The organism is Pseudomonas sp. SB113 (genome assembly GCF_040754745.1).
GTDB classification, from domain to species: Bacteria; Pseudomonadota; Gammaproteobacteria; order Pseudomonadales; family Pseudomonadaceae; genus Aquipseudomonas; species Aquipseudomonas grimontii.
The window spans coordinates 22,268-47,217 of the sequence record NZ_JBFMHW010000013.1 but is presented as its reverse complement, the minus strand read 5'-3'; the positions used below and the strand labels follow the sequence as shown (position 1 = coordinate 47,217).

The following is a 24,950-nucleotide window of genomic DNA, read 5'->3' as shown; positions in this document are numbered from 1 at the left end:
CGCCCAAAGGACAAGGCTCTGACTTTTATCAAGAACCGCCTACTCAACGGCTCACCTCATCAGATCGCTAGAATGCTGCACGGTACCTGGTACAAGACGTGCTCGGTCGTGCTGCCCAACAGCTTCTCCAGGCCTTGATACTGGACCCTGCCCATCACGATCACATCCACTTGATGTCGGGTGGCGAACTCACTTAACACCGAGACGGGATTGCCCAGGATGAAGTGGTAACGATCCGCGGGAACGCCATAGCGTTGCGCCAGTTCCAGAAACCTGACTTTCTCGGTGCTCTGCAGATCCTCCATCAGGTCGGATAGTGCCAGGCCGCCCATATCGGTCATGTAGAGCGCGGAGATATCGCAGGCATACAGCAAGTGCAGTTCGGCATCGCATTGCAACGCCAGGTTGGTGGCCTGCTCGACGATGCGATCATTCAGCTCGCTGTTGATCGATTGAACATCCGAGGCATCAACCGCCGCCACAACCAGGCGTGGCAAGGCATGGCCACCCCCGCCTACCAGGTACACCGGAACCGGGCACTCACGCAGCAACTGCCAGTCCAGAGGGGTGAAGAACGCGCGTTTCAAGGCGGATTCGCGCTGCACTTGTTTGATCAAAAGATCGGGCTTCATTTCCGTGACGTAATCGAGGATGTCTTGCTTGATGTCATCGGCCCAAGTCGCCTGCGCCGTTACATCAATCTCGAGCGCACGAAGATTGCCGGCCTGGCGGTTCAACCAGTCGCGATGATCCTGAAGGTAGGCGGCATGGGCATTTTCCCGCACGTCGTCGTCAAGCAACGACAGGATGTCCAAAGGCTTTGTCAGCGCGACAATGTGCAGGCTAGCACCACTGGCCTTGGCCAGGGCGGCTGCATGGCTGATCGCCGGGGAGTCGCGCAGGGCAGGATTGATGATCAGTAATAAGCATGTGTATTGGCTCATGATTCGACTCCAGAGGGATTGAAAATCTGATCCACGTCAGGAAACCCACAGACAATTGTCCTCGGTTCAGCCTATCCAGTGGATCTCAGGTGCCTTGCGTGCGACGGGCACGGGCGCAGACAGTGGATGGCCCACGATAATCGGCGCCACCGGCGTCCATTCCACGGGCAAGCCCAGCATGTGCTTGCCCTCGGGTGTATTCAGAAAGCCCTGGGCGAAGCCGATCCAGCATGTGCCCAACCCCTCGGCGTAGGCCGCCAGCATCAGGTTTTGCGCGGCCAGGGCGCAGTCTTCGACCACCCATTGATCGGGGGCGTTACCCGAGATCAGCACCAGCGACGGCGCGTGGTAGAAGATCTGAAAGCTGTCATCGCTAAGCAACGACTGGAAGTGACTGGAGTGCGACCCCACGGGCGTCGTGGCAAGCAAGCGAGCCTTGGCTTCACGGGAAATCCGATCCAGCAGCGCCTGGTCACGAATCACGGTGAACGTCCAGGGTTGCTGGTTCATCGCGCTCGGCGCCTGCATGGCGGCGTCGATCAAACGGCAGAGGACTTTTTCATCGACCGCTGCCGGCGTGTAGTCACGTGTCGAGCGCCGGCCGGAAATGGCTTTGTTCACATTCATGGGGGTATGCCTTGATAGGAATACTTTCAGCTTCTCCGATGTGGCAGTGGCAACCTTGACTTTTATCAACTAAGTCCCAGCCATACAGATCAGTGGGCCATGGCACTGTTTGACATTAATCAACACGCCCGTCTCGCCTAGCACGCAGTGTGATCAAGCGGGTACTTGCCGCGCCTGACCCGACCGCCTGCACTGCGCTGGAGATTCCCATGTTCGCTAATCCACACACTGCCGCCCTGATCGCCGAGATGGATAAAGCGCCGCCTTCGGAGCATTGGCTGGAGAAATTGCGCGACGGCACGCCTGTGCTTATTCGCCCGCTGTCGGTGGAAGACCGCATGCGTCTGTTGGTGTTTTTTCGGCGCTTATCGCCCCTGTCGCTGCGATTTCGCTTTTTGGGGGCGGTCACTCGTGTCGACGAGCGCATCATCGATGCGCTGCTGAGCCTCTCCGCGGAGGTCAGCCGTGGCTATGTGGCACTGATCCACCATGAAGGCGAGTTGCAGGTCATCGGCGTCAGCCGCTATAAGCGTTTCGCGGATGAGCGCTGCGAGTGCGCGGTTGCCGTTGCCGAAGGCTGGCAACGCAAGGGGTTGGGGCGTTTATTGCTGGGGCATCTGATCGACACCGCAAGACGCGAGGGCTTGCGCACATTGTGTTCGACGAACCTGTCGACCGATTACCCGATCCATGGTTTGTACAAGCAACTGGGTTTCACATCGGTGTATCTGGGGCAGGATTTCGAACGCCTGGTTCATGAGCTGACACTCTGAACGGGGTCGCCAACATGCGGGGGCCTCGTCCAGGGTCAAGCCAGGACAGCCTGGTGGTTGCGTTTTGCACTGCCAAGGCTAAGAAGTGCAGGCGGCCTCCTTGTACAAGTATTGTTCAAACCAGCTGCCCGTGAGCCGCGCCACGTCCGCCAGGGCACCGGGTTCCTTGAAGAGGTGTGTTGCGCCCTTGACCACTTCCAGGCGTTGTGTGCAGTGCAATGTCTGGCTGGTCTGCGCATTCAGGCGCAGTATCATCGGGTCGTCTGCGCCCACCACTTGCAAGGTCGGGGCGTTGACCAGGGGCAATGCCTGGGCCGCCAGATCGGTGCGCCCTCCTCGACTGACGACTGCCCGCACAGTGGACGAGCGGGCGGCGGCAACCATTGCCGCCGCCGCGCCCGTACTGGCGCCGAACAGACCCACACGCAGCTTGCGTAATTCAGCGTCGCGGGCAGTGGCGTTTATGACCAGGGTCAGTCGATCGGCGAGCAGTGGGATATCGAAGCGCAGCACACCGGTCAGGTTATCCCAGCGTTGCTCTGTTCTCGTCAGCAGGTCCACCACCAACGTGCCCATGCCATGGCGCGCCAAATACTCGGCGATATAGTGGTTACGCGGGTTTGAATGCCCGCCGCCACTGGCGTGAACCAGGATGACCAGGCATTCGGTCCCTTGTGGCAATCGCAAATCCCCCGCCAGCTCGAAGCCGGCAAAGTTGAACTTTCTGTATTGCAGCTCGGAGCCTGACGCGCCAACAGGAGAAGCCATGAGGTGAATACCTTCGTCTAGCTGAAGTCTCTGCGGGCTACATTGCCTTTTTGCGACAGGGGGCCCTTGATAAAAATCAAGCCCTCGCCGATCCGCGCTCAAATCAGTCGTAGAGCCGACGGAGCACGCCAGGCAGCCACTGCGGCAAATCGGTTGGGCGTAAACCGGCACCCAACTCGGCAGCGGCGACACAGTGCAACCACACCCCCGCCGCTGCCGCCGAAAACCCCGGCATGCCCTGGGCCAGCAACCGTTGGATAATTGCCTTCAATACCCCATCGGCGCCCTTCCCCGTCAAGGTCGACGGCCCAGGACAGTGGAGAATGGCCCGGCCATCAGGCGCGGCGATGACCGTGTCGCGGCCTTGTATCACCACCACTACTGAGCGGCGCCGGGCATCGGCACGCATGCGGGTAAGCGTGTCGCCCATGCCTCCAGACTCGCGTGGCAACGAGGCCTCGTGAACGATCAGCACGCCGTGGCCCTGCAGTGCCCGCTCCTCAGTTCCGGCGCGCGGCAGATCGGCCATCCACAACGCCGGATGGTTCTCGAATGCCTGGGGGGCGATGGCATCAAGTACTGCATCGGGGGTGCCAATGTCGGCGACGATGACCTCGCCGCACAGTGTCCGACCCGGAGACAGCAGATGCCCTGGCTTTTTACGAAAAAACGTCACCGTCACAGCCGCCGCTACGGCACCCAGGGCTTCACCGGTATCGCCCATCACGCCGCTGGGTGTATCGATCGCGATAATCGGCGCGTGGCCACGGCCGGCTGCGGCCAGGGTGTCGAGCACCGGCCCCTCCAGTGCGCGGCTCAGACCCGCGCCGAACAGCGCATCGACGATCAGGTGCGCCCCTTCCAGCACCGACGGGCTCAGGGCCTTGACCTCGCCCTGCCAGCGTTGTGCATGTTGCCTCGCTTCGCCTTTCAGAGCGGCGGGATCGCCCCACATGGCCAGGGTCACCGGCCAGCCAGCCTCGGCCAGCCGTTGGGCGGTGACAAAGCCGTCACCGCCGTTGTTGCCCGGCCCGCTGAGCACCACCAGCGGCCTGGGTGTCCAGCGGCGCGCGATTTCGCCTGCGACCGCCGCACCGGCATTGCTCATCAACGCGAATGACGACACACCCGCAACGACCGACAGCCGGTCAGCCTCCGCCATCTCGCGCACCGTCAACAAGGCGTTCTGCCGCCAGCCCGTCGCAACCGTACTCATGGGTATTCCTGTCCTCAATCGGCACTGAAATCAATCACCACCCGAGAGGGTACATCACCGTGTTCAAGGCGCTCGAACACTTGGTTGATCGCCGACAGTGGTTGCAACTCAATATCGGCCTTAACCTTGCCCTCAGCGGCAAATGCCAGCGCTTCGGCCATGTCCTGGCGATTGCCCACGAACGAGCCTCGCACGGTGATGCAGTTGGCAACCACCTCGAACAACGCCATGGGGAATTCGCCAGGTGGCAGGCCCACCAGTACGCAGGTGCCCAGTTTGCGCGTCATCGCCACCCCCTGCTTGAACGCGCCAAGCGAGGGCGCGGTAATCAGCACGCCATGGCCGCCCCCCTGGGTCGCGGCAATCACAGCGGCCACCGGGTCGGCGCTTTTGGCGTTCACAACGGCGTCTGCGCCCAGTTGAGTCGCATGGGCCAGTTTCCGGTCGTCGATGTCCACGGCGCACACCCGCAACCCCATGGCCTTGGCATACTGCACCGCCAGATGGCCCAAGCCGCCAACCCCGGAAATGACAATCCACTGGCCGGGCCGCACATCCGCTTCCTTGATGCCTTTGTAGGTCGTCACCCCCGCGCAAATAATCGGTGCCGCCTCGCACGGCGCCAGCCCGGCGGGGATGTGCGCGACATATTCAGGGTCGGCCAGGATGTACTCGGCAAAGCCGCCGTTGCGTGTGTAGCCACCAAACTCCGCCTTGGCGCAGACGGTCTCCCAGGCTTGCAGGCAGTATTCGCAATGACCGCAGGCCGAATAAAGCCACGGCACGCCGACGCGTTCGCCCTTCTGTACGGCAGTGACGCCTTCGCCCAATGCCACGACGATGCCGATGCCCTCGTGCCCAGGGGTAAACGGCAGCGCGGGCTTGAGCGGCCAATCGCCCTTCGCCGCATGCAGGTCGGTGTGGCACACCCCGCAGGCTTCCACTTTAATCAGGATCATCCCTGGCCCCGGTACCGGGATGTCGAGGTGACGCATCACCAAGGGTTGTCCAAACGCCTCGACCACGGCGGCCAACATTTTGTTGTTCATCACGCGTCCCTCTTGCAGATGGTGCTCGCTGGCCTGGCGAATGCCGGGTCAGTCCCGAAAAATCGTTAACCCAGCCCTCTGACGGCCTCGATCATTTTGACCAGGACAGCCTGCGCATCGCCGTACACCATGTTGCAGTTCTCTGCGTAAAACAGCGGGTTCTGGATACCGGCATACCCCTTGCCCTCCCCGCGCTTGACCACGTACACATGATGCGCCTTGTCGACATCCAGGATTGGCATGCCATAGATCGGTGAGGCTTTGTCCGTGCGCGCCGCCGGGTTGACCACGTCGTTGGCGCCGATCACCAGCACCATATCCGTGCTGGGGAAGTCGGTATTGATGTCGTCCAGCTGGAAAATCAGGTCGTAGGGCACGCCAGCCTCTGCCAGTAACACGTCCATCTGCCCCGGCATGCGCCCCGCCACCGGGTGCACCGCAAAGCGCACCAGCACGCCGTGCGCCTGCAATAACTTGACGAGTTCATAGAGCTTTTGCTGGCCCTGTGCGACGGCCAGGCCATAGCCCGGCACGATGATGACGGTATTGGCGTAACGCATGGCCACACCCGCATCGCTTGCGGCCGTCGGCTTGAGCTCACCGACGATCGCTGCACCTTTGCGTGTGGGCTGGTCGCCGAAACGCGCGAACAGCACGTGGGCCACCGAGCGGTTCATGGCTTTGGCCATCAGCAGGGTCAGCAGCACGCCAGCGGCGCCCACCAGCATGCCGGCAATCATCATGGCCGGGACCTGCAACACAAAACCCTCAAGGCCGACGGCCAGGCCGGTAAAGGCGTTATAGATGGAAATCACTACGGGCATATCGGCGCCGCCGATGGGCAACGTCATCAATACGCCGAACAGCAACGCACAGCCGAAGAACACCGCGATCAACCCCAGCAGTTGGCCTGATGCGCCGTCAGCAGCCTGCAGGGCGATCATCAACCAGGCCCCGGCACCGAGGGTCACCAGCATCAGCAGCGCGTTAATCAGTTGCAGGCCCTTCAGACGCAAGGGTTTGTTGAGGCGCCCGTCCAACTTGGCCCAGGCAATCAAGGAGCCCGATAACGACACCGCGCCGATCAACGCGCCCAACAAGGTGCCGGCCAATGCCGCCAGGTCGACGACCCGCCCGCCGAACAGCTCCATGGCGGCAATCGCGGCAGCAGCACCACCGCCCATGCCGTTGTACAACGCGACCATCTGCGGCATGGCGGTCATGGCCGCTTTACGCCCGCTCCACCAGGCGGCGCCACCGCCCAGCAACAAGGCCAACAGCGCCAGGCTGACGTTGACCGGCAGGTGCGGCCTTGCCGCCTCGCTCACGGTCAACACGTACAGAAAGCTGACGATGACCGCAGCGCCCATCCCCCAGCCGGCGACATGAATGCCCCCGGACGCGGTGACGGGCGAAGACATCCGCCACAACCCGAAAATCAACAAAAAAGCCGCGAGCACATACACCAGCCCTATCAGCCATTGCGACGTCATGATCAGCATGATCGAACCTCAGGCCTTCTCAGGCTTTCTGGTGGTGGAGTGATGGGCTTTACGCCGTTTGGGTTCTGGCGCGCTGGGCTGGAACATCGCGAGCATCCGGCCCGTCACGGCATACCCGCCCGCCGCATTCCCCGCGCCGAGCAGCACCGCGACAAACCCCGCCACCTGCTCGGGCACCGTTGCCGCATCGAGCAGCCCGATCAGGCCGCCGATCACCACGATGCCGTGGATGAAATTCGAGCCTGACATCAACGGCGTGTGCAGAATGGCCGGGACCCGGCCGATGATGACCCAGCCGGCAAACGCGGCGAGCATGAAGATATAAAGTCCGAGCAAACCGACGCTGTTCATGAAGTCGCCTCCAAGGCAGGCACAAGCTTGCCGGCGTGGGTGAGTGCCGTTTGCGCGAGGATCTGATCGTCCCAATCGATGCTGATGACATTGTTTTTCAAGATCAGCGCCAACAGGTTGAACTGGTTTTTCGCATACAACAGGCTGGCGTCCTGGCTCAAGGATGAGGGCAGGTTCAACGGCGCCAACAGCGTGACCTGGCCGATCATGACCGTCTGCCCAGGGACGCAGCCTTCGCAATTACCACCGCCTTCGGCGCCCAGGTCGACAATCACCGCGCCAGGTTTCATCCCCGCAAGCTGTGCGGCGCTGACCAGGCGCGGTGACGGCCGGCCTGGCACCGCCGCCGTCGTGATGACCAGGTCGGCCTGTTGAAGGTGCTCGGTGAGTACCTTCGCCACCCGATCTTTCTCTGCGTCGTTCAACTCCCGCGCATACCCGCCTTTGCCACGCGCATCGACCCCCACATCGACAAAAGTCGCGCCCAGGGACCTGGCCTGTTCGGCGGTTTCCGGGCGCACATCGTAGCCCTCGACCACCGCGCCCAGACGGTGCGCGGTGGCGATGGCTTCCAGCCCCGCCACCCCCAACCCCATGACCAACACCCGCGCCGGCCCGACAATGCCTGCGGCGGTAGTGACCTTCGGCAGGATACGAGACATGTGCACCGAGCCCAGTTGCACTGCGTAGTAACCGGACAACGCCGATTGACTGGAGAGCGCATCCATCGATTGGGCCCGCGTGGTACGCGGTAGGCGTTCCATCGCAAAACACGTGACCTGGCGCTCCAGCAAACGTTGCACCAGGGCCGGGTTCTTCTGTGCATACACAAAACACAGGAGCACCGAGCCCGGTTTCATCTTGCCGACCACCTCCAGGGACGGCGGCTGCACGGCCAGTACCACATCGGCTTCGTGCAGCCAGTGTCCGTTACCGGACACAAACACCGTGTCCGGGTAAGCAGCGTCCGGCAGAAAACTGGCCTCGCCCGCCCCCGCTTGCATGTGCAGTTTTGCGCCCAAGGCACACAACTTCGCACACAGGGCCGGCACCAGCGCCACTCGCCGCTCGTGCGCGTGGGTTTCCTTCATCACAGCCACATTGACGTACATCGCGCGCTCCTTGGAAGGTGCCCGCGTCTGCACGGGCACTCGGGATGTGTACGGGATCAGGTGTCAGAGCGGCGCCTGAGCCTTCACGTAACGCACGAGTTTCTTGTTGACGAACTGCTGGATGCCCATGTCGCCCAGCTCGCGGCCGTAGCCGGAATCCTTGATGCCGCCGAAGGGCAGCTCGGCGTCGCTCCAACTGATGTTGTTGATAAACATCATGCCGGTCTCGATGCGACTTGCCACACGCCGCCCCCGCTCGACATCGCGGGTAAACACCGAGCCACCCAGGCCAAAATCGGAATCGTTGGCCAACGCGATTGCGGCCTCTTCGTCCTTGACCCGGAAAAACAGCGCCACAGGGCCGAAGAACTCGTCGCGGAAAGCCGGGTTCTCGGGGGCAATATCGGTCAGGATGGTCGGCGTCATGAACGCACCGGCGCGATCAATGCGCCCGCCCCCCAGCACCACGCTGGCGCCGTGAGCCGTTGCCGTCTGGACCTGACCGAGCAATTGCAATAAGGCAGCCTCCGAGGACAGCGGGCCCAGGGTGGTGGTTTCCTCCATAGGGTCACCCGGCTTCAAGGCCGCAAGCCCAGCCTTGAATCCGTCCAGGAAGGCATCGGCCAATGACTCGACGACGATAAAGCGTTTGGCCGCGCAGCACGTCTGCCCGCAGTTATACATGCGCCCCCAAATCGCCCATTTGATCGCCAGGTCCAGGTCAGCGTCTTCCAGCACGATGAATGCATCGCTGCCCCCCAGCTCCATCGAGGAAGGTTTCAGGTTCTGCCCCGCCCACGCGGCCAGGCTGCGGCCAGCGGCAACGCTGCCGGTCAGGGCCACCCCACGCACACGTGGGTCATCCACCACCTGCCGGGATTGTTCATGGGAAATCAGCAGGTTGGTATAGAGCCCAGCGGGCGCACCCGCCTCGAGCAGGACCTGCTCGAAGGCGATTGCGCATTGAGGCACACAACCGGCATGTTTGATCACCAGCACGTTGCCTGCCATCAAGTGCGGACCTGCAACGCGAGCCAACTGATAGAACGGAAAGTTCCACGGTTCGACGCCAAACACCACGCCGATGGGGCTGCTCTCCATATGCGCTTCGCCCTGCGTCGGCTCAAGGGATTGCGGGGCCAGGAAGCGCTCGGCGTTATTGGCGTAATACGCCATGATATCGGCGCTGAACTTGACTTCACCCCTGGCCTCGTTAATGCGTTTACCCATTTCCAGGGTGATCTTACGGGCCAGTGCATCGCAGCGCTGATGCATCAATTCGCCGGCCTTCGCGATGATCGTCGCACGCTGGGCATACGTCTTGGTCTTCCACGTCGCGTAGCACTGCGCCGCCGTGGCCAATTTGTGCTCCAGCTGCTCCGTCGTGAGGGTATCGAATTGTGCGAGCAACTCGCCGTTGTATGGATTGATCGTCGTATAAGCCATAACGGTTGCCTTCCAATGAGAGTGAGTCATTCAACGCAATCGGACTGTATTCAGCCGCAGCGCCACTTCAAAACCAGGATTACGTTGGGCTTAATTCGGGCAGGTGACTAGCGTCGGAATCTACGCATGCCTCAGCGCTTCATGGCGTGCCGCCAAGTGCCCTGAAATTCGGAAAATACTTACATAGATCAATTAATACGCCTGGCAAACCGCCTAGGATTGCGCCGCTGGCCCTGGGAAATCACGTCTTGTCGGGAGGGTGAATCATGCAAGTGAACCAATCCATGTCGCATGGCGATGAGCGATTGCACAGAATTGATCAGATGAGCGACTCGGTCGTTCATGTAGTGGACGAGGATGCGGTGTTGCGCCGCCACCTGTGTGCGGCATTAACCTGCGAAGGTTATGGGGTACGGCAGTACGCAAGCGCTGACGAGTTTCTCGACAGCTACACCGGCGAGCCGCAGGGCTGCCTGATCATTGACACCTGCCTTCCTGGCACCCGCGCAATTGAGGTGGTTGGCTGTCTCAGGGCGCAGGGTGACGATCTGCCGATTCTCATGATCAGCGGCAACAGCCGGGTGGCCGATGTCGTTGCGGCGATGAAGGCCGGAGTGTGCGACTTCATTGAAAAGCCATTCGCTTATCGGCAACTGATGGCCAGCGTGGCAACAGCCTTGGCCGGTCAAACCGAAAACGAGGGCAACAAGGCGCTGCGCAGGGCCGCCATCGACCATATCAGTCACCTGACAGCGCGCCAGCGCCAGATCCTGGGGATGGTCCTGGACGGCCACCCCAGCAAAAATATCGCGGTGGACTTGGGCATCAGCCAGCGCACGGTGGAAAAGCACAGGGCGTCGATCATGAGCAGGACTCACGCCAGGTCGATTCCCGAACTGGCGCGCATTGCCCTGGCAGCCCGCGACGTCAGGCCGAATCGCTGCGCGTTTGGCTAGCGGGGGCAACCACCAGATTATCGACCACCTTGAGCACGCCGGCAGTGCCGGCGGCCGTCAAGCGCGCCATCTCGCGTTCAGGCAGCGAGCCGACAACGCCGTTCAACGTGACGTCCCCGCCCTCCACTCGCACATCGATACCATGGGCATCGATGATGGCCTTGCGTCGAAACGCGGACTCGATGTCGGTCTTGATGGTGTCTGCAGAGGCATGGGACTTGACGACGATGTCGTTACTGACCCCCTTGATGCCCTGCAAATACCGCATGGCATAGCCGGCTGTCTGGCGCTGATGGTCGGAGTCAACTTCGCCACTGAGTTCCAGCCAACCGTCCTTCACACTGACTTTGACACGGTGGTCTGCCAGTGAGGTGTTCGATTGCAACGCCGCAACCGCAGCCGCCATAAGATCACTGTCGGTGCGCATATGGCTGGAGGGCAGCACGACATTGATGTCGTTGATCAGGTCCACCACGCCGGCGACATGGGCCACCGCCTGCTCGGTGTGCCAGCGCTCGGCATGACTGGCCACGTTACCGGAGAGCGTCACGATGCCGTCGGACACTTGAACCAGAATCTGGTCGGCTTTCAATGCCAGGTCCCAGTTCAGTTCTTCCATCACCCGCTGTCTAAGCGTTTCATCGGTATTCATAAAAACTCCATTTGAATTCCAAACGTCTCGATCGGCCAAAGCGTATCTGGTTGTGACACGCCCCAGCAGGTCGGAAAATACTTATCCTGAGGTCAATGGCCGCATGGCCTGCTTCAGCCCACCCAATCCGCCGGCTTGACGATCATCAAACTGCACGCGGTGTGGTTCAGCACGCTCTCGGCGGTGCTGCCGATCATCCGGTCGAGCCGCCGGTGATAGGTCGTACCCAGCACCACCATATCGAAGGCGTTACGCTGTGCGAACAGACTGACCACCTTATGCGGAATACCGGCCAGCACATGCTGGTGTGCCTTCTCGATGTCATAGCGTTCGGCGAGCGCCTCGAAGGCTTCCACCTGAGCATCGTTGACCGCTTCGCCCAAATGGCTGTCCAGGCTCTGGATAGGCACACTTGTCAGGGTATCCCCCACCACCGACCAGTTGCTCACATTCAGCAGGTGCAACTGGGCATCGCAGGCCCGCGCCAAGGTCGACGCCAGTTCGAGGATTCGCTCGTTGAGCCCATAGGTCAGGTCTTCAAGATGCGACAAGTCGATGGCCGCCAGCACCTTCAACGGCTTTGGGTGCCGGGCGTCGGTCACCAGGTGCAGGCAAGCCGGACACTCGCGTAACAACAGCCAATCCAACGGCCGATGGAAGGTACGTTCAAGGGCCGAAATATGCTGCACGTCCTTGATCACCAAGTCGGGGTGGAAGTCGTTCACATACGCCAGCACCTGCGCCAGGCTCTGCTTGGCCCAGACCACCTCACTGGTTACCTGCAACCCCGCGCGCCGTTGAAAGCGTATTTGCTGCTCCAGCCAGTGGCGGTGAATCTGCAGGTAGCCCTCCCGGGCCTGTGAGATGGCGTCGTGGTCAAGCAGGCCAGCCAGCTCCAAGGGGGTTACATAATCAAATGCCACGATTTGCAACAACGCACCGGAGGCGAGGGCCAGTGCATGAGCCCGGTCAAAGGCCGGCGTGCGGGTCATCTCGGAGGGTGCAATCAATAGAATCCGTTTGAGTTCGAGCATCACGTACCTCGGCCTGGAATCGCTTAAGCGCATGACCGCTACCCGCTGTCTGTCAAGTGCGATGCCCCTTTTCAGCTAATCCAACTGATAAATCGTCGTGACAGTATCTGGCGCCATGCACGGCGAAGTCTGACTTTTGTCAACTTAAGACAGGTTTTCACGCAATCAGCGAATCGACCTCGGATCCCTCGACCCTTGTTGATGTAGCTCAATGATCTTTCGTGGTGCGGGCGTAGAACCCACTGACCGGCCATTCGTGGTCGGTCATCCGAAATCGTTCACGGCCGTGCCAAGCCAGCCACAAAGGGTCATTCATCGATTCTGGAAGCCTTAGCCGCCCAAGATTTGATGTACGTCAAGTCTTCGCGCCAGCGCTGAAGTTCAATAGAACTCGGAATCGGGGATGTCCAGAAAAGGCGCACGCGACGCAGTTTCCCGTTCGTTCATTGCTCAGGCGCAAGCCTGGATGGAGCGCACACATGACGGCCCAACTTCTGTATCCGGTCAGTAACTCGACGCTGCCTCATCTCATGCCTGAACCACGCGCTCAGCCTGGGGGCCCGGTCAAGACCAAGTGTTCCAACTGCAGTGTGTCGGCGCTGTGCCTGGCGATCGGCCTCGATGATCGCGAGATGGCCCACTTCGATAAGCTGGTCACTCAACGGCTCAAAGTCAAAAAAGGCGCGGCGCTGTACCGTGCCGGAGAGCCGCTGCGCTCGCTCTACGCGGTAAGAATCGGCTCATTCAAGACCGGTCTAGTGTCTGTCGATGGCCGCGAACAAGTCACCGGCTTTCAAATACCCGGAGATATGCTCGGTCTGGATGCCATCAGCGCCGACGTGCATGCCTGCACGGCGATTGCACTGGAGGACAGCGAGGTGTGCCCTATCCACTTCGCTCATTTGGAGAACCTGGCCCGGAACCTGCCGTCGCTGCAGCACAACTTAAGTCGCCTGCTGAGCCGTGAAATCGTACGGGATCACACTTTACTGATGCTGATGGGCAACATGAATTCGGATGAGCGCCTGATGGCCTTTCTGATGAACCTGTCGCAGCGTTTCAGCAACCGTGGGTATTCGGCCAGGCACTTTGTGTTGAAAATGCGTCGCGAGGAAATCGGTTCCTATCTGGGCTTGCGCCTGGAAACCATCTGCCGTGGCATTGCCCACCTGCGCGACCAGAAACTGGCGCACATCGTCGGCCGCAACGTCACGATCCAGGACCTGGACCGCCTCGAGCGGCTGGTCGCAGGGTGTGATCGTCCCCTCTAGCCTCGCCGTGTTATTCACCTACTTACCTACTTACCTACTCGTTGCGGCCGCTCGTGCTGACACCCCGAGCGGCCGCAAGCGCAGCCCTTGTTCCATAAGGGCTGCGCCGGTTATTTTCTGCTCGCTTTGGTGAGCATGCGAATCGCCCGCTCATTGGCTTCGTCAGCCGTGCGTTGCGCCTGTGCGGCCAGCGCCGCCGCTTGATCGGCCTTCAGATAGGCTTCATCAGCGCGCAGACGCGCCGTGGAGGCGGTGTTTTCTGCCGCATCCAGACGCGCATCAAACTCCTTGGCGGCTTGATGACTGCAACCGGCAGACGTTGCCAGCGCGAGCGCCAGCAGTGAAACGGACAGGTAGTTGTTCATGGTTTTTCCCTCAAGTATTGGTTGTAAACAATAAGAAAAAATACGCGTCCAGTATCTGACGCCGGGCCTCTGTGCTGCTGACCTTTGTCAACAAATACGCAGGCGTGCGGCCCCTTCAGCTGTTGAGGCTGCTGCGTGGTTGCCGGATGGCCAAAATGCTGCCCGCTACCGAATACAGGGCCCGTTCGGTGTTGCTGCCGATCAGCCGTTCAAGCCCGACCCGATGCGCTGTGCCCATGACCACCACATCGGCCAGGAACTCTTCGACAAACGCCTGGATCACCGGCACCGGTTGCCCCATCACAAAGTGCCGCCGCTCCGGCGGAACGCCATAACGGTCGGCCAAGATGACGAATGACTGATGCAGGGACTCGTGCAGTTCTTCGGAAAAATCCAGGTTCCAACCGCCCATGCCCCTCGGTGCGTCGCCATTGAACGCCGGGGACAGGTCGTAGGCATGCAGCAGATGCAACGGCGCGTCGCATTGCAAGGCCAGGGCCAAGGCGTGCTGGATGATGGCGTCGTTCAGGCCGCTGATCTGTGTGTCGGGATCGAACGGGTCAACAGCGGCCACCACGCGATGGGGCAAGCCGTAACGGGCCTGGCTCACCAGGTGCAACGGTGTTGTGCACTCACGCAACAGCTGGCAGTCGAGCGGCGTGATGAACACGCGCTTGAGCATGGGTTCGGCGTTGACGTCCTTGATCACCAGATCCGGATTCAAGTCGGCGATGGTGCGCAGGATGTCCAGCATGGGGTGGGTGGTGAATATCAGTTCAACCGTCACCCGCAGCCCGTTCCCGCCGTGGCGCTGAAGTTCTTCGGCCAGCCAATGGCGATATCGGCGCAGGTAGTCCTGGTAGGCCGCCTCGTCGACGCGCTGCTCCCACAAATGAATAATCGGTGCGGGCTCGATAAACGCCCGCACATGGAGGCTCGCGTCACACGCCTTGGCCAGCGCCACCGCGCGTAACAGCGCCGGGGAGTGATACAGCGTGCGGTCGGCAATCAACAGCAGACGTTGGTATTGACTCATTTCACACCTCTTCAAGGCCCGCTCGGGGCTACCGGCCGGCGTCAACCACGCGCAGGTTTGATTGCCCACATACTGCAAGGCGCATTGTGCAGCAGGCTTTCGGCGGTGGTGCCCAGCAGTTTGTTCAACCCGGCGTGCTGCACGGTGCCCATGACGATGACGTCGATCTGATGGTCATGCGCAAAGTTGCAGATATTCCACAGCGGCACCCCTTCGATAAAATGCCGTTGTTCGACGGCAATCCCCTGGCGTTCGGCCAAACTGGCGAATGCCTCATGCTGCGCTTCGTTCAGCGCCTCATAGAGCCCGGAAACCAAGGGTACAGCGCCATAGCCCATGTCTTTGGCATACACCGCCGCCCAGTCGTATACGTGCAGCAGGTCCAGCTGTGCATTGCACTGGGAGGCCAGCTTGGCTGCCGTCTCGACAATCTGGTCATTGAACACCAGGTCCTGCTCCTCGCTGCGCAACACATCGACGATCGCCAACACCTTGCGGGGCAGCGGATGCCGTGCATCGGTGACCAAGTGCACCGGCACAGGGCAGTCGCGCAGCAGTTGCCAATCCAGGGGCGTGAAGAACACCCGTTTCAACGCCGGTACGTCCTCGGCATCCTTGATAATCAGGGCCAGCGACATCTCGTTGACGAAATGCAGGATTTCCTCATAGGGGTGATGCACCCACACCACCTCGCTGGTGACCTCCAGCCCGTGCTTGTTCATCGAGTCGGCCTGTGCGGTGAGCCAGTGTCGATGGGTGTCCAGGTACCCTTCCCGCGCACGGTCAATCTGGTCCGGCGCGAACAGGCCGGCGATGGCCAGGGCCTGCAAATAATTGAACGCCACGATGTGCAGCGGCAGTTGCATCGCATGTGCCAACGCAGCGGCACGCTCGAACGCCGGCGTACGGGTCATGGTGGGAGGGGCAATCAACAGTAAACGCGGAGTCTGCAACATGGGGCACCTCGGCACGTGGCCATCTCAATCCGTGAATTGGCCTTCAGATTGAGCCGTGCGCAGCGGCGGCCAGTTGATCTTTGTCAGCTTGAGCCGGCAAAAAGTTGACTTTCGTCAACAGGCCACCGGTGCCTTGCAACTAGCCTGAATCAAGGCCTGCAGCCTCACCTGCGCCGTCGGAGGGAACATGATCGAAGATGAGCAGCAACTGTTGATGCGGGCACTGGACGCGGCAACGAACCCGGTACTGATCACCGAGAGGACTGGTTGCATCGTGTGGATCAACAAAGCGTTTTGCCTGCTCAGCGGCTACTCCAAGCCGGAACTGGTCGGCAAGACCCCTCATTTGATGTCTTCGGGTCGCCAGTTGACGCCCAGCGCCTGCGCACGCACATCAGCGTCGGCATCAGCCGATTTCCCGGGGATGGCCAGAACGTCGAGCAACTGCTGGAGCAGGCGGACAATGCGATGTACCAGGCCAAACGACTCGGGGGCGGCACCTGCCGTTTCAGCTTGCTCAACCGGCCTGCCGATTGAATAACGGTCACCTCGTAGCGTGGCCCAGGGTATGTGTTACGCGCATACCTCATGCTCAAACGTCATAATCCTCTGTTTTGCGGCGTGTTAATCTGCTGCGACTATGAATAGGCATTGATCGTCAGTCGACAATGGCCCCAACCAGGAAAGATCATGCCAAAAAAGTCCCACTCAGCGCTTCGTCGCAATTTTCGTGAGCTGTTTGCAACGCCAACCTGCGTTGAAACCGCGTCGGTGTTCGACCCTATGTCGGCACGTATCGCCGCCGACCTGGGCTTCGAAGTCGGTATCCTGGGCGGCTCCGTGGCCTCGTTGCAGGTACTGGCAGCGCCCGACTTTGCGTTGATCACGCTGAGTGAGTTCGTTGAGCAGGCCACCCGCATTGGCCGCGTCGCCCAGTTGCCGTTCATTGCCGACGCCGACCACGGCTACGGCAACGCCCTGAACGTGATGCGTACCGTCGAAGAACTGGAGCGCGCCGGTGTGGCCGCGCTCACGATTGAAGACACGCTGCTGCCGGCGCAATTCGGGCGTAAGTCCACCGACCTGATTTCCATCGAGGAAGGTATCGGCAAGGTCCGCGCCGCCTTGGAGGCTCGAGTCGATCCTGAACTGTCGATCATCGCCCGCACCAACGCCGGTGTGTTGCCGACTGAAGCGGTTATCGAGCGCACCCTGGCCTATCAGAAGGCCGGTGCCGATGGGATTTGCATGGTCGGCGTCAGTGATTTCGAGCACCTGGAAAAAATCGCCGAACACCTCACGGTGCCGCTGATGCTGGTCACCTACGGCAACCCCAAGCTCCATGACGCTCAACGCCTGGCCAGCCTGGGCGTGCGCGTGGTGGTGGCCGGCCATGGCGCGTATTTTGCGGCGATCAAGGCCACCTACGACAGCCTGCGTGCCCAGCGCCAGTTGACCCACAGCACATCGAACCTCAGTGCTACCGAGCTGACCCACACCTACACGTTGCCAGAGAGTTACGTGGCGTGGGCTAAAGAGTTCATGGATGTAAAAGAGTAGCGTCATCAGCGGTGAACCCCGTCCTCCCCTCCCCTAAATACGTTCAACTACGCCGCCGACTGAAACACCGCCCACGAAAAAATCCGCCGCACTATCTGCGGCGGCAACCAAAGGATGGTGTCGAAGCAGAGCGGCTAAGACAGGCCCCACGCTACTCCCCTGCGCGATTAAAAATCGTGAAGCTTTATTAATCGAGTTTCATCCCCAGCAGGGCTGCAGGCCGCGCAAACTCTGACTGGAATCAACCTCGACAAACCCGTCGAAGACAATAAAAAACCGTAACGCCTCACTTTAAAACTCTGCCCATACAAGCGTGTACGCCTATCAAACAGTGCGGCGTTTCTGTGCGCGTTCATTATTCCGGGGAAGTTAATAACATGATTAAACAGTGGAGCCTGTTGGCGTTGGCGGTGTGCGCCAGTATCAGCCCCGTGGCGTTTGCCGAGTCCGTCACGGACCAGGCCGACTCCAAGGGCTTTATCGGCGGCAGCAGCGTTACCGGCTTGTTGCGTAACTACTACATGGACCGCAATCGCGAGAGCGGCAAGGCCGACAACCGCGACTGGACGCAAGGGGCGATGCTCAACTATGCCTCTGGCTTCACCCAGGGCACCTTCGGTTTCGGCGTGGATGCCTATGCTTACGGCGGGCTGAAGCTGGACGCCACGCACCAGGACGCCGGCACCGGCAACCTGCCCACCGATCGCCATGGCGATCCCGAGAATGCCTATGGCTCCGTGGGCGCGGCGGTGAAAATCAAACTATCCAAGACCCAGTTGAAGTTCGGTGACATGCAGCCCACCGCGCCGGTCTTCGCTACCGGCGGCACCCGACTGCTGCCGCAGACCGCCACCGGTTTTGATCTCACCAGCAGTGAAATCGCGGGCCTGGACCTGGAAGCCGGCCACTTCACCAGCACCAACAGTGGCATGACCAGCAACCATGACCATGACATCTATGCCACCTACGCCAATGTGGCGGCCAACAGTGCGAGCTTTATCGGCGGCAAATACACCTTTACCCCGTCACTGAGCGCGACGCTGTATGCCGGCGAACTGGAAGACATCTGGCGCCAGTACTACACCAACCTGAACTACGTCATCGCCCTGCCCCATGAGCAATCGCTGGCCCTGGACGGCAACCTGTACCGCACCCTCGACACCGGCAGCGCCAAGGCTGGTGCGATCAACAACACCACCTACTCGGTGGCGGCGGCCTATTCGTTCTTGCAGGCGCACACGCTGACGCTGTCGTTCCAGAAGGTCCACGGCGATACGCCCTTTGACTACATCGGCACGGGCAACAACGGCGCAGGTGAAGGCGGCGATTCGGTGTTCCTGGCCAACTCGGTGCAGTGGGGCGACTTCAACGGCCCGGGCGAGCAGTCGTGGGGGATTCGTTATGACTTGAACATGGCCAGCTATGGCGTACCGGGGTTGAGTTTCATGACCCGTTACATCAACGGTTCGGACATCGACGGCACCCACACGCCGGTCAACAGCGCTTATGCCGGCGATTACGGTGCCGACGGCGCCCACCACGAGACGGACGTGGAGGCCAAATACGTGATCCAGAGCGGCCCGGCGAAAAACCTGTCATTGCGCGTGCGTGATGCCATCGTGTCGTCCAATGCTGACCAGCGCGATGGCGACTTGAATGAGCTGCGGGTGATCGTCGACTACCCGTTCACCTTGCTGTAAGGAGGCCGTGTGGAGAGGGAGCGGCTCCCTCTCCACGACTAAAACGCGATCAGCCAACCCAGCCGACGGCGGTTTTGGGGATGACTTCCGACTCGTCCAGTTTCGACGCAAACATACTCACGGCCTGCACCGCGTCACTGGTGCTGGTGCGAATCTGCAGGATCACCGAACCCGCCTGGTCGGCCAGGTTCACGCCGCGTTGCGCGCCCTCCTGGGTGGAGCTCATGCTGGCCACCGCGTCGCGGGTTTCCGACAGGATCATGCCAATCATCTCGGCGATTTCCGCGGTAGAGCGGCTGGTACGTCCCGCCAACTGCCTGACCTCATCGGCTACCACGGCAAAACCACGCCCTTGGTCGCCCGCACGGGCAGCCTCGATGGCCGCGTTGAGGGCCAACAGGTTGGTCTGGTCGGCGATGCCTCGAATGGTATTGACGATGGCGGTAATTTGCTCGGAGCGCTCTCCCAATTGCCCGACCAGACGCGCCGATGCGCCGATGTTCTCGGCAATCCGGCGCATTTCAGCTGCAGTTTCATGAATCACCTGGGTGCCATGTTCGGCAAACCGCTCGGTTTCGGACGAGATATGGTAGGCCCGAGAGGCGCCGCGTGAATCTTCCTCGAACTTCTCCACGCGCTCAGTGATGTCGCTGGCAAACTTGACGATCTTGATCAGCGTGCCGTCGCCGTCGTAGACCGGGTTGTAACTGGCCTCCAGCCACGCGACGCGGCCATGCTTGCCAATACGTTTGAATTGCCCGGTGAAGAATTCACCGTTATTCAGGCGCCGCCAGAAGTCGGTGTACTCGCTGCTGTTGATCAGGCTGGGCTCGCAAAACAGGCGGTGATGTTTGCCTTTGATTTCGGCCAGCGTATAACCCATGACGTGCAGAAAGTTCTCGTTGGCGTCCAGTACCTGACCGCTCAAGTCGAACTCGATCACCGCCATTGCCCGGTCTACTGCGGCCAGTTTGCTGCGGGTGGCAGCCTCTTGCTCGACTTTGGCGGTGACATCCAAGGCGTACTTGACCACTTTCAGGACTTGACCACGCTCATCCAGCACCGGGTTGTAGCTTGCCTCCAGCCAGATGGTCTTGCCGTGGGCGTCCACGCGTTTGAAGGTGCCCGAGACGAACTTACCGGCCTTAAGCTCCCCCCAGAACTGACTGTAGGCCGGGCTGTTGGTCAGCGCCGGCAAGCAAAACTCACGGTGGGATTTGCCCGCCAACTGGTCACGGCTGTAACCCAGGGTTTTCAGGAAGTTGTCGTTGGCACGCAGCACCTTGCCGTTGAGGTCGAATTCGACCACTGCCATGGAGCGTTCCAGGGCGCTGATCAGTCCTTTGTACTCGGTGACTTCGGCCGTCCTGGCCGCCAGTTCTGTTTTGAGTGTTGTGTTGAACATGACGTACCCTCAGCCGTGCGGAAAATCTATCTCTAAACTCGCTATCGGCCGCGGAATACGGGACTTTACGTGGATTAGTTGTTTATTTTTTGACGTCAAGATGTTGTACGGGAAATGGAAGTTCCCGGTGTATCGGAGGCCCTCTCATTTGCCCCTGTTGCTATTTTCAAGGACCATGGCGCCTTCCTGTTACAACCGACAAGAGGCGCACTGATGACCAACCAAGACCTGTCCTACACCCCCGATCCGGATGCAGACTCGATTTCCTCAGATGTCGTCGGTTTCAACGGCATCCTGGTCTCCACCCAGATCCCGACCCGCGCCGACGGCAGCCTGGAACTGGGCGACATCACCCTGCAAAGCGAATGCACGCTGCAAGCGCTGAAAGTGGCGCTGGAAAAGGCCGGCAGCGCCATGGACCGGGTCATGCACCTGACCATTTATCTGACCGACATGGCCGACCGCGCCGCCTTCAATGAGGTCTACAAACGCTTCTTCGCCAAGCCCTGGCCCGTGCGCGCGGCGGTTGGCGTGGCGGCACTGGCGGTAGACGGCATGCGCGTGGAAGTCACGGCGATGGCCGCCAAGGCCTGAGTTGATGCCGGTCAGGCAATTCACGGCTACAATGCCCGCCTCAACCGTGACAAGCCTGACTAAAAAAACTATGTCCTTGCCCAAGCATCACCTGGAATTGCTCAGCCCTGCCCGCGATGTCGCCATCGCGCGCGAGGCCATCCTGCATGGCGCCGACGCCATCTACATCGGCGGCCCCAGCTTCGGCGCGCGCCATAACGCGTGCAACGAAGTGAGCGATATCGCTCAACTGGTGGAATTCGCCCGTCGTTACCACGCCCGCGTCTTCACCACCCTCAACACCATCCTGCATGACAACGAACTGGAACCCGCGCGCAAGCTGATCCATCAGCTCTATGACGCCGGTGTCGATGCGTTGATCGTGCAGGACCTGGGCGTGATGGAGCTGGATATTCCGCCCATCGAGCTGCACGCCAGTACCCAGACCGATATTCGCACCCTGGGCCGTGCCAAGTTCCTCGACCAGGCCGGGTTCTCGCAGCTGGTCCTGGCCCGCGAGCTGAACCTGCAGGAAATCAGCGCCATCGCCGGCGAGACCGATGCCGCCATCGAGTTCTTTATCCACGGCGCCCTGTGCGTGGCGTTCTCCGGGCAATGCAATATCTCCCACGCGCAAAATGGCCGTAGCGCCAACCGTGGCGACTGCTCCCAGGCCTGCCGCCTGCCGTACACCTTGAAAGACGACCAAGGCCGCGTCGTGGCCTTTGAAAAGCACCTGCTGTCGATGAAAGACAACAACCAGAGCGCCAACCTGCGCGCGCTGGTCGAAGCCGGCGTGCGTTCGTTCAAGATCGAAGGCCGTTACAAGGACATGGGCTATGTGAAGAACATCACGGCCTATTATCGCCAGCGTCTCGACGAGATTCTCGAAGACCGTCCGGACCTGGCCCGCGCATCCAGCGGCCGTACCGCGCATTTCTTCCTGCCCGACCCGGAAAAAACTTTCCACCGTGGCAGCACCGACTACTTTGTCAGCGACCGCAAGATCGACATCGGCGCCTTCGACACCCCGACGTTCACCGGTTTGCCGGTGGGGGTGGTGGAAAAGGCCGGCAAGCGTGACCTGCAGGTGGTCACCCATGAGCCGTTGTCCAACGGCGACGGCCTCAATGTGCTGGTCAAGCGCGAAGTGGTGGGTTTCCGCGCCAACATCGCCGAGCCCAAGGGCGAATTCGAGGAGGATGGCGAGAAGCGCTACCGCTACCGCGTCGAGCCGAATGAAATGCCGGCCGGCCTGCATCAGTTGCGCCCGAACCACCCGCTGAACCGCAACCTGGACCACAACTGGCAGCAGGCGTTGCTCAAGACCTCGGCCGAACGCCGTATCGGCCTGTCATGGGTCGCACGTTTGCGTGAAGAGCAGTTGGAAGTCACCGCCACCAGCGAAGAAGGCATCCGCGCCAGCGTCACCCTGCCCGGCCCGTTCGGCGTGGCCAACAAGCCGGAACAGGCGCTGGATACCCTGCGTGACCTGCTTGGCCAACTGGGTACCACCGAGTATCACGCCACTCGTATCGAACTGGATGCACCGCAGGCGTTCTTCATCCCCAACTCACAGCTCAAGGCATTGCGCCGCGAAGTGATCGAAGCGTTGACCGCCGCCCGTGTTGCCGCACACCCGCGTGGCGGGCGTAAGGCCGAGACCACGCCGCCGCCGGTGTACCCGGAAGCGCACCTGTCGTTCCTGGCCAACGTCTACAACCAGAAAGCCCGCGACTTCTACCACCGTCACGGCGTGAAGCTGATCGACGCGGCCTTTGAAGCCCATGAAGAAACCGGCGAAGTGCCGGTGATGATCACCAAGCACTGCCTGCGCTTCTCGTTCAACCTGTGCCCTAAACAGGCCAAGGGTGTGACGGGTGTGAAGACCAAGGTCGCGCCGATGCAGCTGATTCATGGCGACGAAGTGCTGACCCTGAAGTTCGACTGCAAACCCTGCGAAATGCACGTGGTGGGCAAGATCAAGGGGCATATCCTTGGGCTGCCGCAACCGGGCAGTGTCGTGGAGCATTTCAACCCGGAAAATCTCATCTATCAGGGCACGCACTGACCCTCTGGGAGCGGGGCCACCACCAGCCCCGCTGCAACCCCGCCGCTGCCAGCAGAATTGCCGCCACCCCCAGCCATTGCAGCCAGCCCAGGCGATGCCCGAAGGCAATCCAATCAACGAAGATCGCCGCAATCGGGTAGATAAACGACAGCGCGCCGGTGATGGCGGTCGGCAATTTCTGGATCGCGCCATACAGCAACACATACATCAAACCGGTGTGCACCACGCCGAGCGTCGCCAGCGCCGCCCAGGCGTTGGTGGTGACCGGCAAGCTATTCCAGGGCACCAGCGGCGCCAATAGCAACGCGCCCGTCGTCACCTGGATCAACGCCATCAAATGCGGCGGTACGTCCTTCAAACGCTTGATGATCAGTGCGGCAATCGCGTACAGGAATGCCGCGCCCAGCGCCAAGGCGATGCCTGTAAGGTAGTCGTCACCGGTGGGTTGATCACCATGGGCGGTGACAATCGCCAGCATCCCCAGGAACGCCACGCACAACCACGCCAGTTTCTGCACGGTGATCTTTTCCCCCAGGAACAGCGCCGCCAGCATCACCAACATGAACGGCTGCACGTTGTACACCGCCGTGCTGATGGCGATCGATGCATGGGAATAGGATTCGAACAGCAGCAACCAATTGCCGACAATCGCCACGCCACTGAGCATCGCCAGGCCGAGCTTGGCCCAACTGAGCAGGTCCAGGCGCAGGTAACCGAGCAGCGCGCACACCAGTAACAGGGTCAGCCCGCCGATCACGCAGCGCCAGAACACCACTTCGATGACCGACACGCCAGACACCAGCACAAACCAGCCGATGGTGCCCGAGATCAGCATGGCGGCAATCATTTCCCACGACCCGCGACGAATAGATGTGTCCACGATGGAGGCTCCTCAAGTGAGGCTCAATTATGGCAATCTGCTTGTGATCGGCTCCAGCGCCTAAAAAAGGCAAAACCCCGACATTACCTTTTCTTATTAGGCGGACACCATGATTGACACCATCGACCAGCAACTCATCGCCGCCTTGATGGACGACTCGCGACTATCCCTCAAGGCCCTGGCGGGCATCACCGGGCTGTCCTCGCCCAGCGTCGGCGAACGCCTGCGCCGCCTGGAAGAACGCGGCGTGCTGACCCACTACACCGTCGACATCGACCCCAAGCACTTCGGCTACCTGCTGCAAGCCATCGTGCGCATCCGCCCCCTACCCGGCAAACTGCAGGAAGTGGAGCGGCAGATCCAGGCGATCCCCGAGTTCACCGAATGCGACAAGGTCACCGGCGAAGACTGCTTTATCGCGCGCCTGCATGTACGCACCATGGACCATCTCGACAGCCTGCTGGACCGGATCAATGCGTATGCCGAAACCAACACCGCCATCGTCAAGAAAACCCCGGTAAAGCGACGCTTGCCGCCGCTGACCAACGACTGAACCGTAACAAACCGATTCCTGTGGCGAGCGGGCTTGCCCCGCGTTGGGCTGCGAAGCGGCCCCAATAAAGGCACCGCGTTTATCCAGGCACAATGAGTGGTCAGGTTTAGGGGCCGCTTCGCGCCCCAACGCGGGGCAAGCCCGCTCGCC

The 24,950-nt window shown here is 60.8% G+C and carries 25 protein-coding genes and 1 pseudogene; 10 read left to right on the top strand and 16 right to left on the bottom strand.

Going from position 1 to position 24,950, the window contains the following annotated elements:
• Positions 1-59 precede the first annotated feature (59 nt).
• Together AB1462_RS18040 and AB1462_RS18035 are read right to left on the bottom strand one after the other, a co-directional pair.
• Positions 60-944, bottom strand: coding sequence for a universal stress protein (locus tag AB1462_RS18040; protein WP_090404186.1), 885 nt, complete (start codon positions 942-944; stop codon positions 60-62).
• 66 nt (positions 945-1,010) lie between these two features.
• Complete coding sequence (locus tag AB1462_RS18035; RefSeq protein WP_090404188.1) at positions 1,011-1,571, bottom strand: nitroreductase family protein; 561 nt, start codon at positions 1,569-1,571, stop codon at positions 1,011-1,013.
• Between the two features lie 209 nt (positions 1,572-1,780).
• On the opposite strand from AB1462_RS18035, the gene AB1462_RS18030 reads away from it, so the two are divergent.
• Positions 1,781-2,344 (top strand): GNAT family N-acetyltransferase, encoded by a 564-nt coding sequence (locus AB1462_RS18030; RefSeq protein WP_090404190.1) that lies wholly within the window; start codon positions 1,781-1,783, stop codon positions 2,342-2,344.
• Between the two features lie 78 nt (positions 2,345-2,422).
• Here the strand turns inward: AB1462_RS18030 and AB1462_RS18025 are convergent, their stop codons facing one another.
• The 7 genes from AB1462_RS18025 to AB1462_RS17995 form a co-directional block, all read right to left on the bottom strand.
• Entirely contained in the window at positions 2,423-3,112 is a 690-nt protein-coding gene (locus tag AB1462_RS18025) for a dienelactone hydrolase family protein (RefSeq protein WP_259194757.1), read from the bottom strand.
• A gap of 103 nt (positions 3,113-3,215) precedes the next feature.
• On the bottom strand, positions 3,216-4,328 hold the full coding sequence (locus AB1462_RS18020) for an NAD(P)H-hydrate epimerase (RefSeq protein WP_367247531.1): 1,113 nt from the start codon (positions 4,326-4,328) through the stop codon (positions 3,216-3,218).
• A 14-nt stretch (positions 4,329-4,342) separates the two neighbouring features.
• The gene (gene adhP, locus AB1462_RS18015) at positions 4,343-5,377 is read right to left on the bottom strand and encodes an alcohol dehydrogenase AdhP (RefSeq protein WP_259194755.1); all 1,035 of its coding nucleotides are present in this window, start codon (positions 5,375-5,377) and stop codon (positions 4,343-4,345) included.
• Between the two features lie 65 nt (positions 5,378-5,442).
• Complete coding sequence (locus AB1462_RS18010; RefSeq protein ID WP_090404198.1) at positions 5,443-6,879, bottom strand: NAD(P)(+) transhydrogenase (Re/Si-specific) subunit beta; 1,437 nt, start codon at positions 6,877-6,879, stop codon at positions 5,443-5,445.
• A 9-nt stretch (positions 6,880-6,888) separates the two neighbouring features.
• Positions 6,889-7,230 (bottom strand): NAD(P) transhydrogenase subunit alpha, encoded by a 342-nt coding sequence (locus AB1462_RS18005; protein ID WP_090404200.1) that lies wholly within the window; start codon positions 7,228-7,230, stop codon positions 6,889-6,891.
• Complete coding sequence (locus tag AB1462_RS18000; protein ID WP_146371510.1) at positions 7,227-8,342, bottom strand: NAD(P) transhydrogenase subunit alpha; 1,116 nt, start codon at positions 8,340-8,342, stop codon at positions 7,227-7,229. The genes AB1462_RS18005 and AB1462_RS18000 overlap by 4 nt, the downstream gene beginning before the upstream one ends.
• A 63-nt stretch (positions 8,343-8,405) precedes the next feature.
• Positions 8,406-9,788 (bottom strand): NAD-dependent succinate-semialdehyde dehydrogenase, encoded by a 1,383-nt coding sequence (locus AB1462_RS17995; RefSeq protein WP_090404202.1) that lies wholly within the window; start codon positions 9,786-9,788, stop codon positions 8,406-8,408.
• Positions 9,789-10,054: 266 nt separating this feature from the next.
• Between AB1462_RS17995 and AB1462_RS17990 the strand changes: the two genes are divergently transcribed.
• Positions 10,055-10,744, top strand: coding sequence for a response regulator transcription factor (locus AB1462_RS17990; protein ID WP_090404203.1), 690 nt, complete (start codon positions 10,055-10,057; stop codon positions 10,742-10,744).
• On the opposite strand, the gene AB1462_RS17985 is transcribed toward AB1462_RS17990, so the two are convergent.
• Together AB1462_RS17985 and AB1462_RS17980 are read right to left on the bottom strand one after the other, a co-directional pair.
• Entirely contained in the window at positions 10,716-11,396 is a 681-nt protein-coding gene (locus AB1462_RS17985; RefSeq protein ID WP_259194753.1) for a BON domain-containing protein, read from the bottom strand. The two genes, AB1462_RS17990 and AB1462_RS17985, sit on opposite strands and share 29 nt — an antisense overlap.
• 113 nt (positions 11,397-11,509) lie before the next feature.
• Entirely contained in the window at positions 11,510-12,430 is a 921-nt protein-coding gene (locus tag AB1462_RS17980) for a universal stress protein (RefSeq protein ID WP_090404206.1), read from the bottom strand.
• Between the two features lie 530 nt (positions 12,431-12,960).
• Here AB1462_RS17980 and fnr point away from each other — a divergent pair.
• On the top strand, positions 12,961-13,701 hold the full coding sequence (fnr, locus tag AB1462_RS17975) for a fumarate/nitrate reduction transcriptional regulator Fnr (protein WP_090409977.1): 741 nt from the start codon (positions 12,961-12,963) through the stop codon (positions 13,699-13,701).
• Positions 13,702-13,811: 110 nt separating this feature from the next.
• On the opposite strand, the gene AB1462_RS17970 is transcribed toward fnr, so the two are convergent.
• The 3 genes from AB1462_RS17970 to AB1462_RS17960 all read right to left on the bottom strand — a co-directional run bounded on the left by AB1462_RS17970 (position 13,812) and on the right by AB1462_RS17960 (position 16,058).
• Positions 13,812-14,066: an Lpp/OprI family alanine-zipper lipoprotein gene (locus AB1462_RS17970; RefSeq protein ID WP_090404208.1), complete on the bottom strand. Its 255-nt coding sequence runs from the start codon at positions 14,064-14,066 to the stop codon at positions 13,812-13,814.
• A 115-nt stretch (positions 14,067-14,181) separates the two neighbouring features.
• The gene (locus tag AB1462_RS17965) at positions 14,182-15,102 is read right to left on the bottom strand and encodes a universal stress protein (RefSeq protein ID WP_090404210.1); all 921 of its coding nucleotides are present in this window, start codon (positions 15,100-15,102) and stop codon (positions 14,182-14,184) included.
• 41 nt (positions 15,103-15,143) lie between these two features.
• Positions 15,144-16,058 (bottom strand): universal stress protein, encoded by a 915-nt coding sequence (locus AB1462_RS17960; RefSeq protein WP_367247530.1) that lies wholly within the window; start codon positions 16,056-16,058, stop codon positions 15,144-15,146.
• Positions 16,059-16,245: 187 nt separating this feature from the next.
• On the opposite strand from AB1462_RS17960, the pseudogene AB1462_RS17955 reads away from it, so the two are divergent.
• The 4 genes and pseudogenes from AB1462_RS17955 to AB1462_RS17940 form a co-directional block, all read left to right on the top strand.
• A pseudogene (locus AB1462_RS17955) lies at positions 16,246-16,341 on the top strand (sensor domain-containing diguanylate cyclase); the annotation flags it as partial.
• Positions 16,335-16,595, top strand: coding sequence for a diguanylate cyclase (locus AB1462_RS17950; RefSeq protein ID WP_315336288.1), 261 nt, complete (start codon positions 16,335-16,337; stop codon positions 16,593-16,595). The pseudogene AB1462_RS17955 and the gene AB1462_RS17950, both read left to right, overlap by 7 nt.
• Before the next feature lie 153 nt (positions 16,596-16,748).
• Positions 16,749-17,618: an oxaloacetate decarboxylase gene (locus tag AB1462_RS17945; RefSeq protein ID WP_367247529.1), complete on the top strand. Its 870-nt coding sequence runs from the start codon at positions 16,749-16,751 to the stop codon at positions 17,616-17,618.
• A gap of 377 nt (positions 17,619-17,995) precedes the next feature.
• Positions 17,996-19,318, top strand: coding sequence for an OprD family porin (locus AB1462_RS17940; RefSeq protein ID WP_367247528.1), 1,323 nt, complete (start codon positions 17,996-17,998; stop codon positions 19,316-19,318).
• A gap of 49 nt (positions 19,319-19,367) precedes the next feature.
• On the opposite strand, the gene AB1462_RS17935 is transcribed toward AB1462_RS17940, so the two are convergent.
• Positions 19,368-20,723, bottom strand: coding sequence for a methyl-accepting chemotaxis protein (locus tag AB1462_RS17935; protein WP_367247527.1), 1,356 nt, complete (start codon positions 20,721-20,723; stop codon positions 19,368-19,370).
• A gap of 213 nt (positions 20,724-20,936) precedes the next feature.
• Between AB1462_RS17935 and AB1462_RS17930 the strand changes: the two genes are divergently transcribed.
• A complete protein-coding gene (locus AB1462_RS17930) occupies positions 20,937-21,317 on the top strand; it encodes a RidA family protein (protein ID WP_090404222.1) in 381 nt (126 codons plus the stop codon).
• A gap of 70 nt (positions 21,318-21,387) precedes the next feature.
• Positions 21,388-23,367 carry a U32 family peptidase gene (locus AB1462_RS17925; protein ID WP_090404224.1) on the top strand — a complete coding sequence of 660 codons (1,980 nt, stop codon included), beginning with the start codon at positions 21,388-21,390 and terminating at the stop codon, positions 23,365-23,367.
• On the opposite strand, the gene AB1462_RS17920 is transcribed toward AB1462_RS17925, so the two are convergent.
• A complete protein-coding gene (locus AB1462_RS17920; RefSeq protein ID WP_259194751.1) occupies positions 23,345-24,247 on the bottom strand; it encodes a DMT family transporter in 903 nt (300 codons plus the stop codon). The two genes, AB1462_RS17925 and AB1462_RS17920, sit on opposite strands and share 23 nt — an antisense overlap.
• A gap of 109 nt (positions 24,248-24,356) precedes the next feature.
• Here AB1462_RS17920 and AB1462_RS17915 point away from each other — a divergent pair, with 109 nt between their 5' ends.
• The gene (locus AB1462_RS17915; RefSeq protein ID WP_053130035.1) at positions 24,357-24,800 is read left to right on the top strand and encodes an Lrp/AsnC family transcriptional regulator; all 444 of its coding nucleotides are present in this window, start codon (positions 24,357-24,359) and stop codon (positions 24,798-24,800) included.
• The last annotated feature ends 150 nt before the right edge of the window (positions 24,801-24,950 follow it).

Bases quoted from the DNA above. Each gene is read 5' to 3' on its own strand.
- AB1462_RS18040 (WP_090404186.1), bottom strand. From the start codon at position 944: ATGAGCCAATACACATGCTTATTACTGATCATCAATCCTGCCCTGCGC.
- AB1462_RS18035 (WP_090404188.1), bottom strand. From the start codon at position 1,571: ATGAATGTGAACAAAGCCATTTCCGGCCGGCGCTCGACACGTGACTAC.
- AB1462_RS18030 (WP_090404190.1), top strand. From the start codon at position 1,781: ATGTTCGCTAATCCACACACTGCCGCCCTGATCGCCGAGATGGATAAA.
- AB1462_RS18025 (WP_259194757.1), bottom strand. From the start codon at position 3,112: ATGGCTTCTCCTGTTGGCGCGTCAGGCTCCGAGCTGCAATACAGAAAG.
- AB1462_RS18020 (WP_367247531.1), bottom strand. From the start codon at position 4,328: ATGAGTACGGTTGCGACGGGCTGGCGGCAGAACGCCTTGTTGACGGTG.
- adhP (WP_259194755.1), bottom strand. From the start codon at position 5,377: ATGAACAACAAAATGTTGGCCGCCGTGGTCGAGGCGTTTGGACAACCC.
- AB1462_RS18010 (WP_090404198.1), bottom strand. From the start codon at position 6,879: ATGCTGATCATGACGTCGCAATGGCTGATAGGGCTGGTGTATGTGCTC.
- AB1462_RS18005 (WP_090404200.1), bottom strand. From the start codon at position 7,230: ATGAACAGCGTCGGTTTGCTCGGACTTTATATCTTCATGCTCGCCGCG.
- AB1462_RS18000 (WP_146371510.1), bottom strand. From the start codon at position 8,342: ATGTACGTCAATGTGGCTGTGATGAAGGAAACCCACGCGCACGAGCGG.
- AB1462_RS17995 (WP_090404202.1), bottom strand. From the start codon at position 9,788: ATGGCTTATACGACGATCAATCCATACAACGGCGAGTTGCTCGCACAA.
- AB1462_RS17990 (WP_090404203.1), top strand. From the start codon at position 10,055: ATGCAAGTGAACCAATCCATGTCGCATGGCGATGAGCGATTGCACAGA.
- AB1462_RS17985 (WP_259194753.1), bottom strand. From the start codon at position 11,396: ATGAATACCGATGAAACGCTTAGACAGCGGGTGATGGAAGAACTGAAC.
- AB1462_RS17980 (WP_090404206.1), bottom strand. From the start codon at position 12,430: ATGCTCGAACTCAAACGGATTCTATTGATTGCACCCTCCGAGATGACC.
- fnr (WP_090409977.1), top strand. From the start codon at position 12,961: ATGCCTGAACCACGCGCTCAGCCTGGGGGCCCGGTCAAGACCAAGTGT.
- AB1462_RS17970 (WP_090404208.1), bottom strand. From the start codon at position 14,066: ATGAACAACTACCTGTCCGTTTCACTGCTGGCGCTCGCGCTGGCAACG.
- AB1462_RS17965 (WP_090404210.1), bottom strand. From the start codon at position 15,102: ATGAGTCAATACCAACGTCTGCTGTTGATTGCCGACCGCACGCTGTAT.
- AB1462_RS17960 (WP_367247530.1), bottom strand. From the start codon at position 16,058: ATGTTGCAGACTCCGCGTTTACTGTTGATTGCCCCTCCCACCATGACC.
- AB1462_RS17945 (WP_367247529.1), top strand. From the start codon at position 16,749: ATGCCAAAAAAGTCCCACTCAGCGCTTCGTCGCAATTTTCGTGAGCTG.
- AB1462_RS17940 (WP_367247528.1), top strand. From the start codon at position 17,996: ATGATTAAACAGTGGAGCCTGTTGGCGTTGGCGGTGTGCGCCAGTATC.
- AB1462_RS17935 (WP_367247527.1), bottom strand. From the start codon at position 20,723: ATGTTCAACACAACACTCAAAACAGAACTGGCGGCCAGGACGGCCGAA.
- AB1462_RS17930 (WP_090404222.1), top strand. From the start codon at position 20,937: ATGACCAACCAAGACCTGTCCTACACCCCCGATCCGGATGCAGACTCG.
- AB1462_RS17925 (WP_090404224.1), top strand. From the start codon at position 21,388: ATGTCCTTGCCCAAGCATCACCTGGAATTGCTCAGCCCTGCCCGCGAT.
- AB1462_RS17915 (WP_053130035.1), top strand. From the start codon at position 24,357: ATGATTGACACCATCGACCAGCAACTCATCGCCGCCTTGATGGACGAC.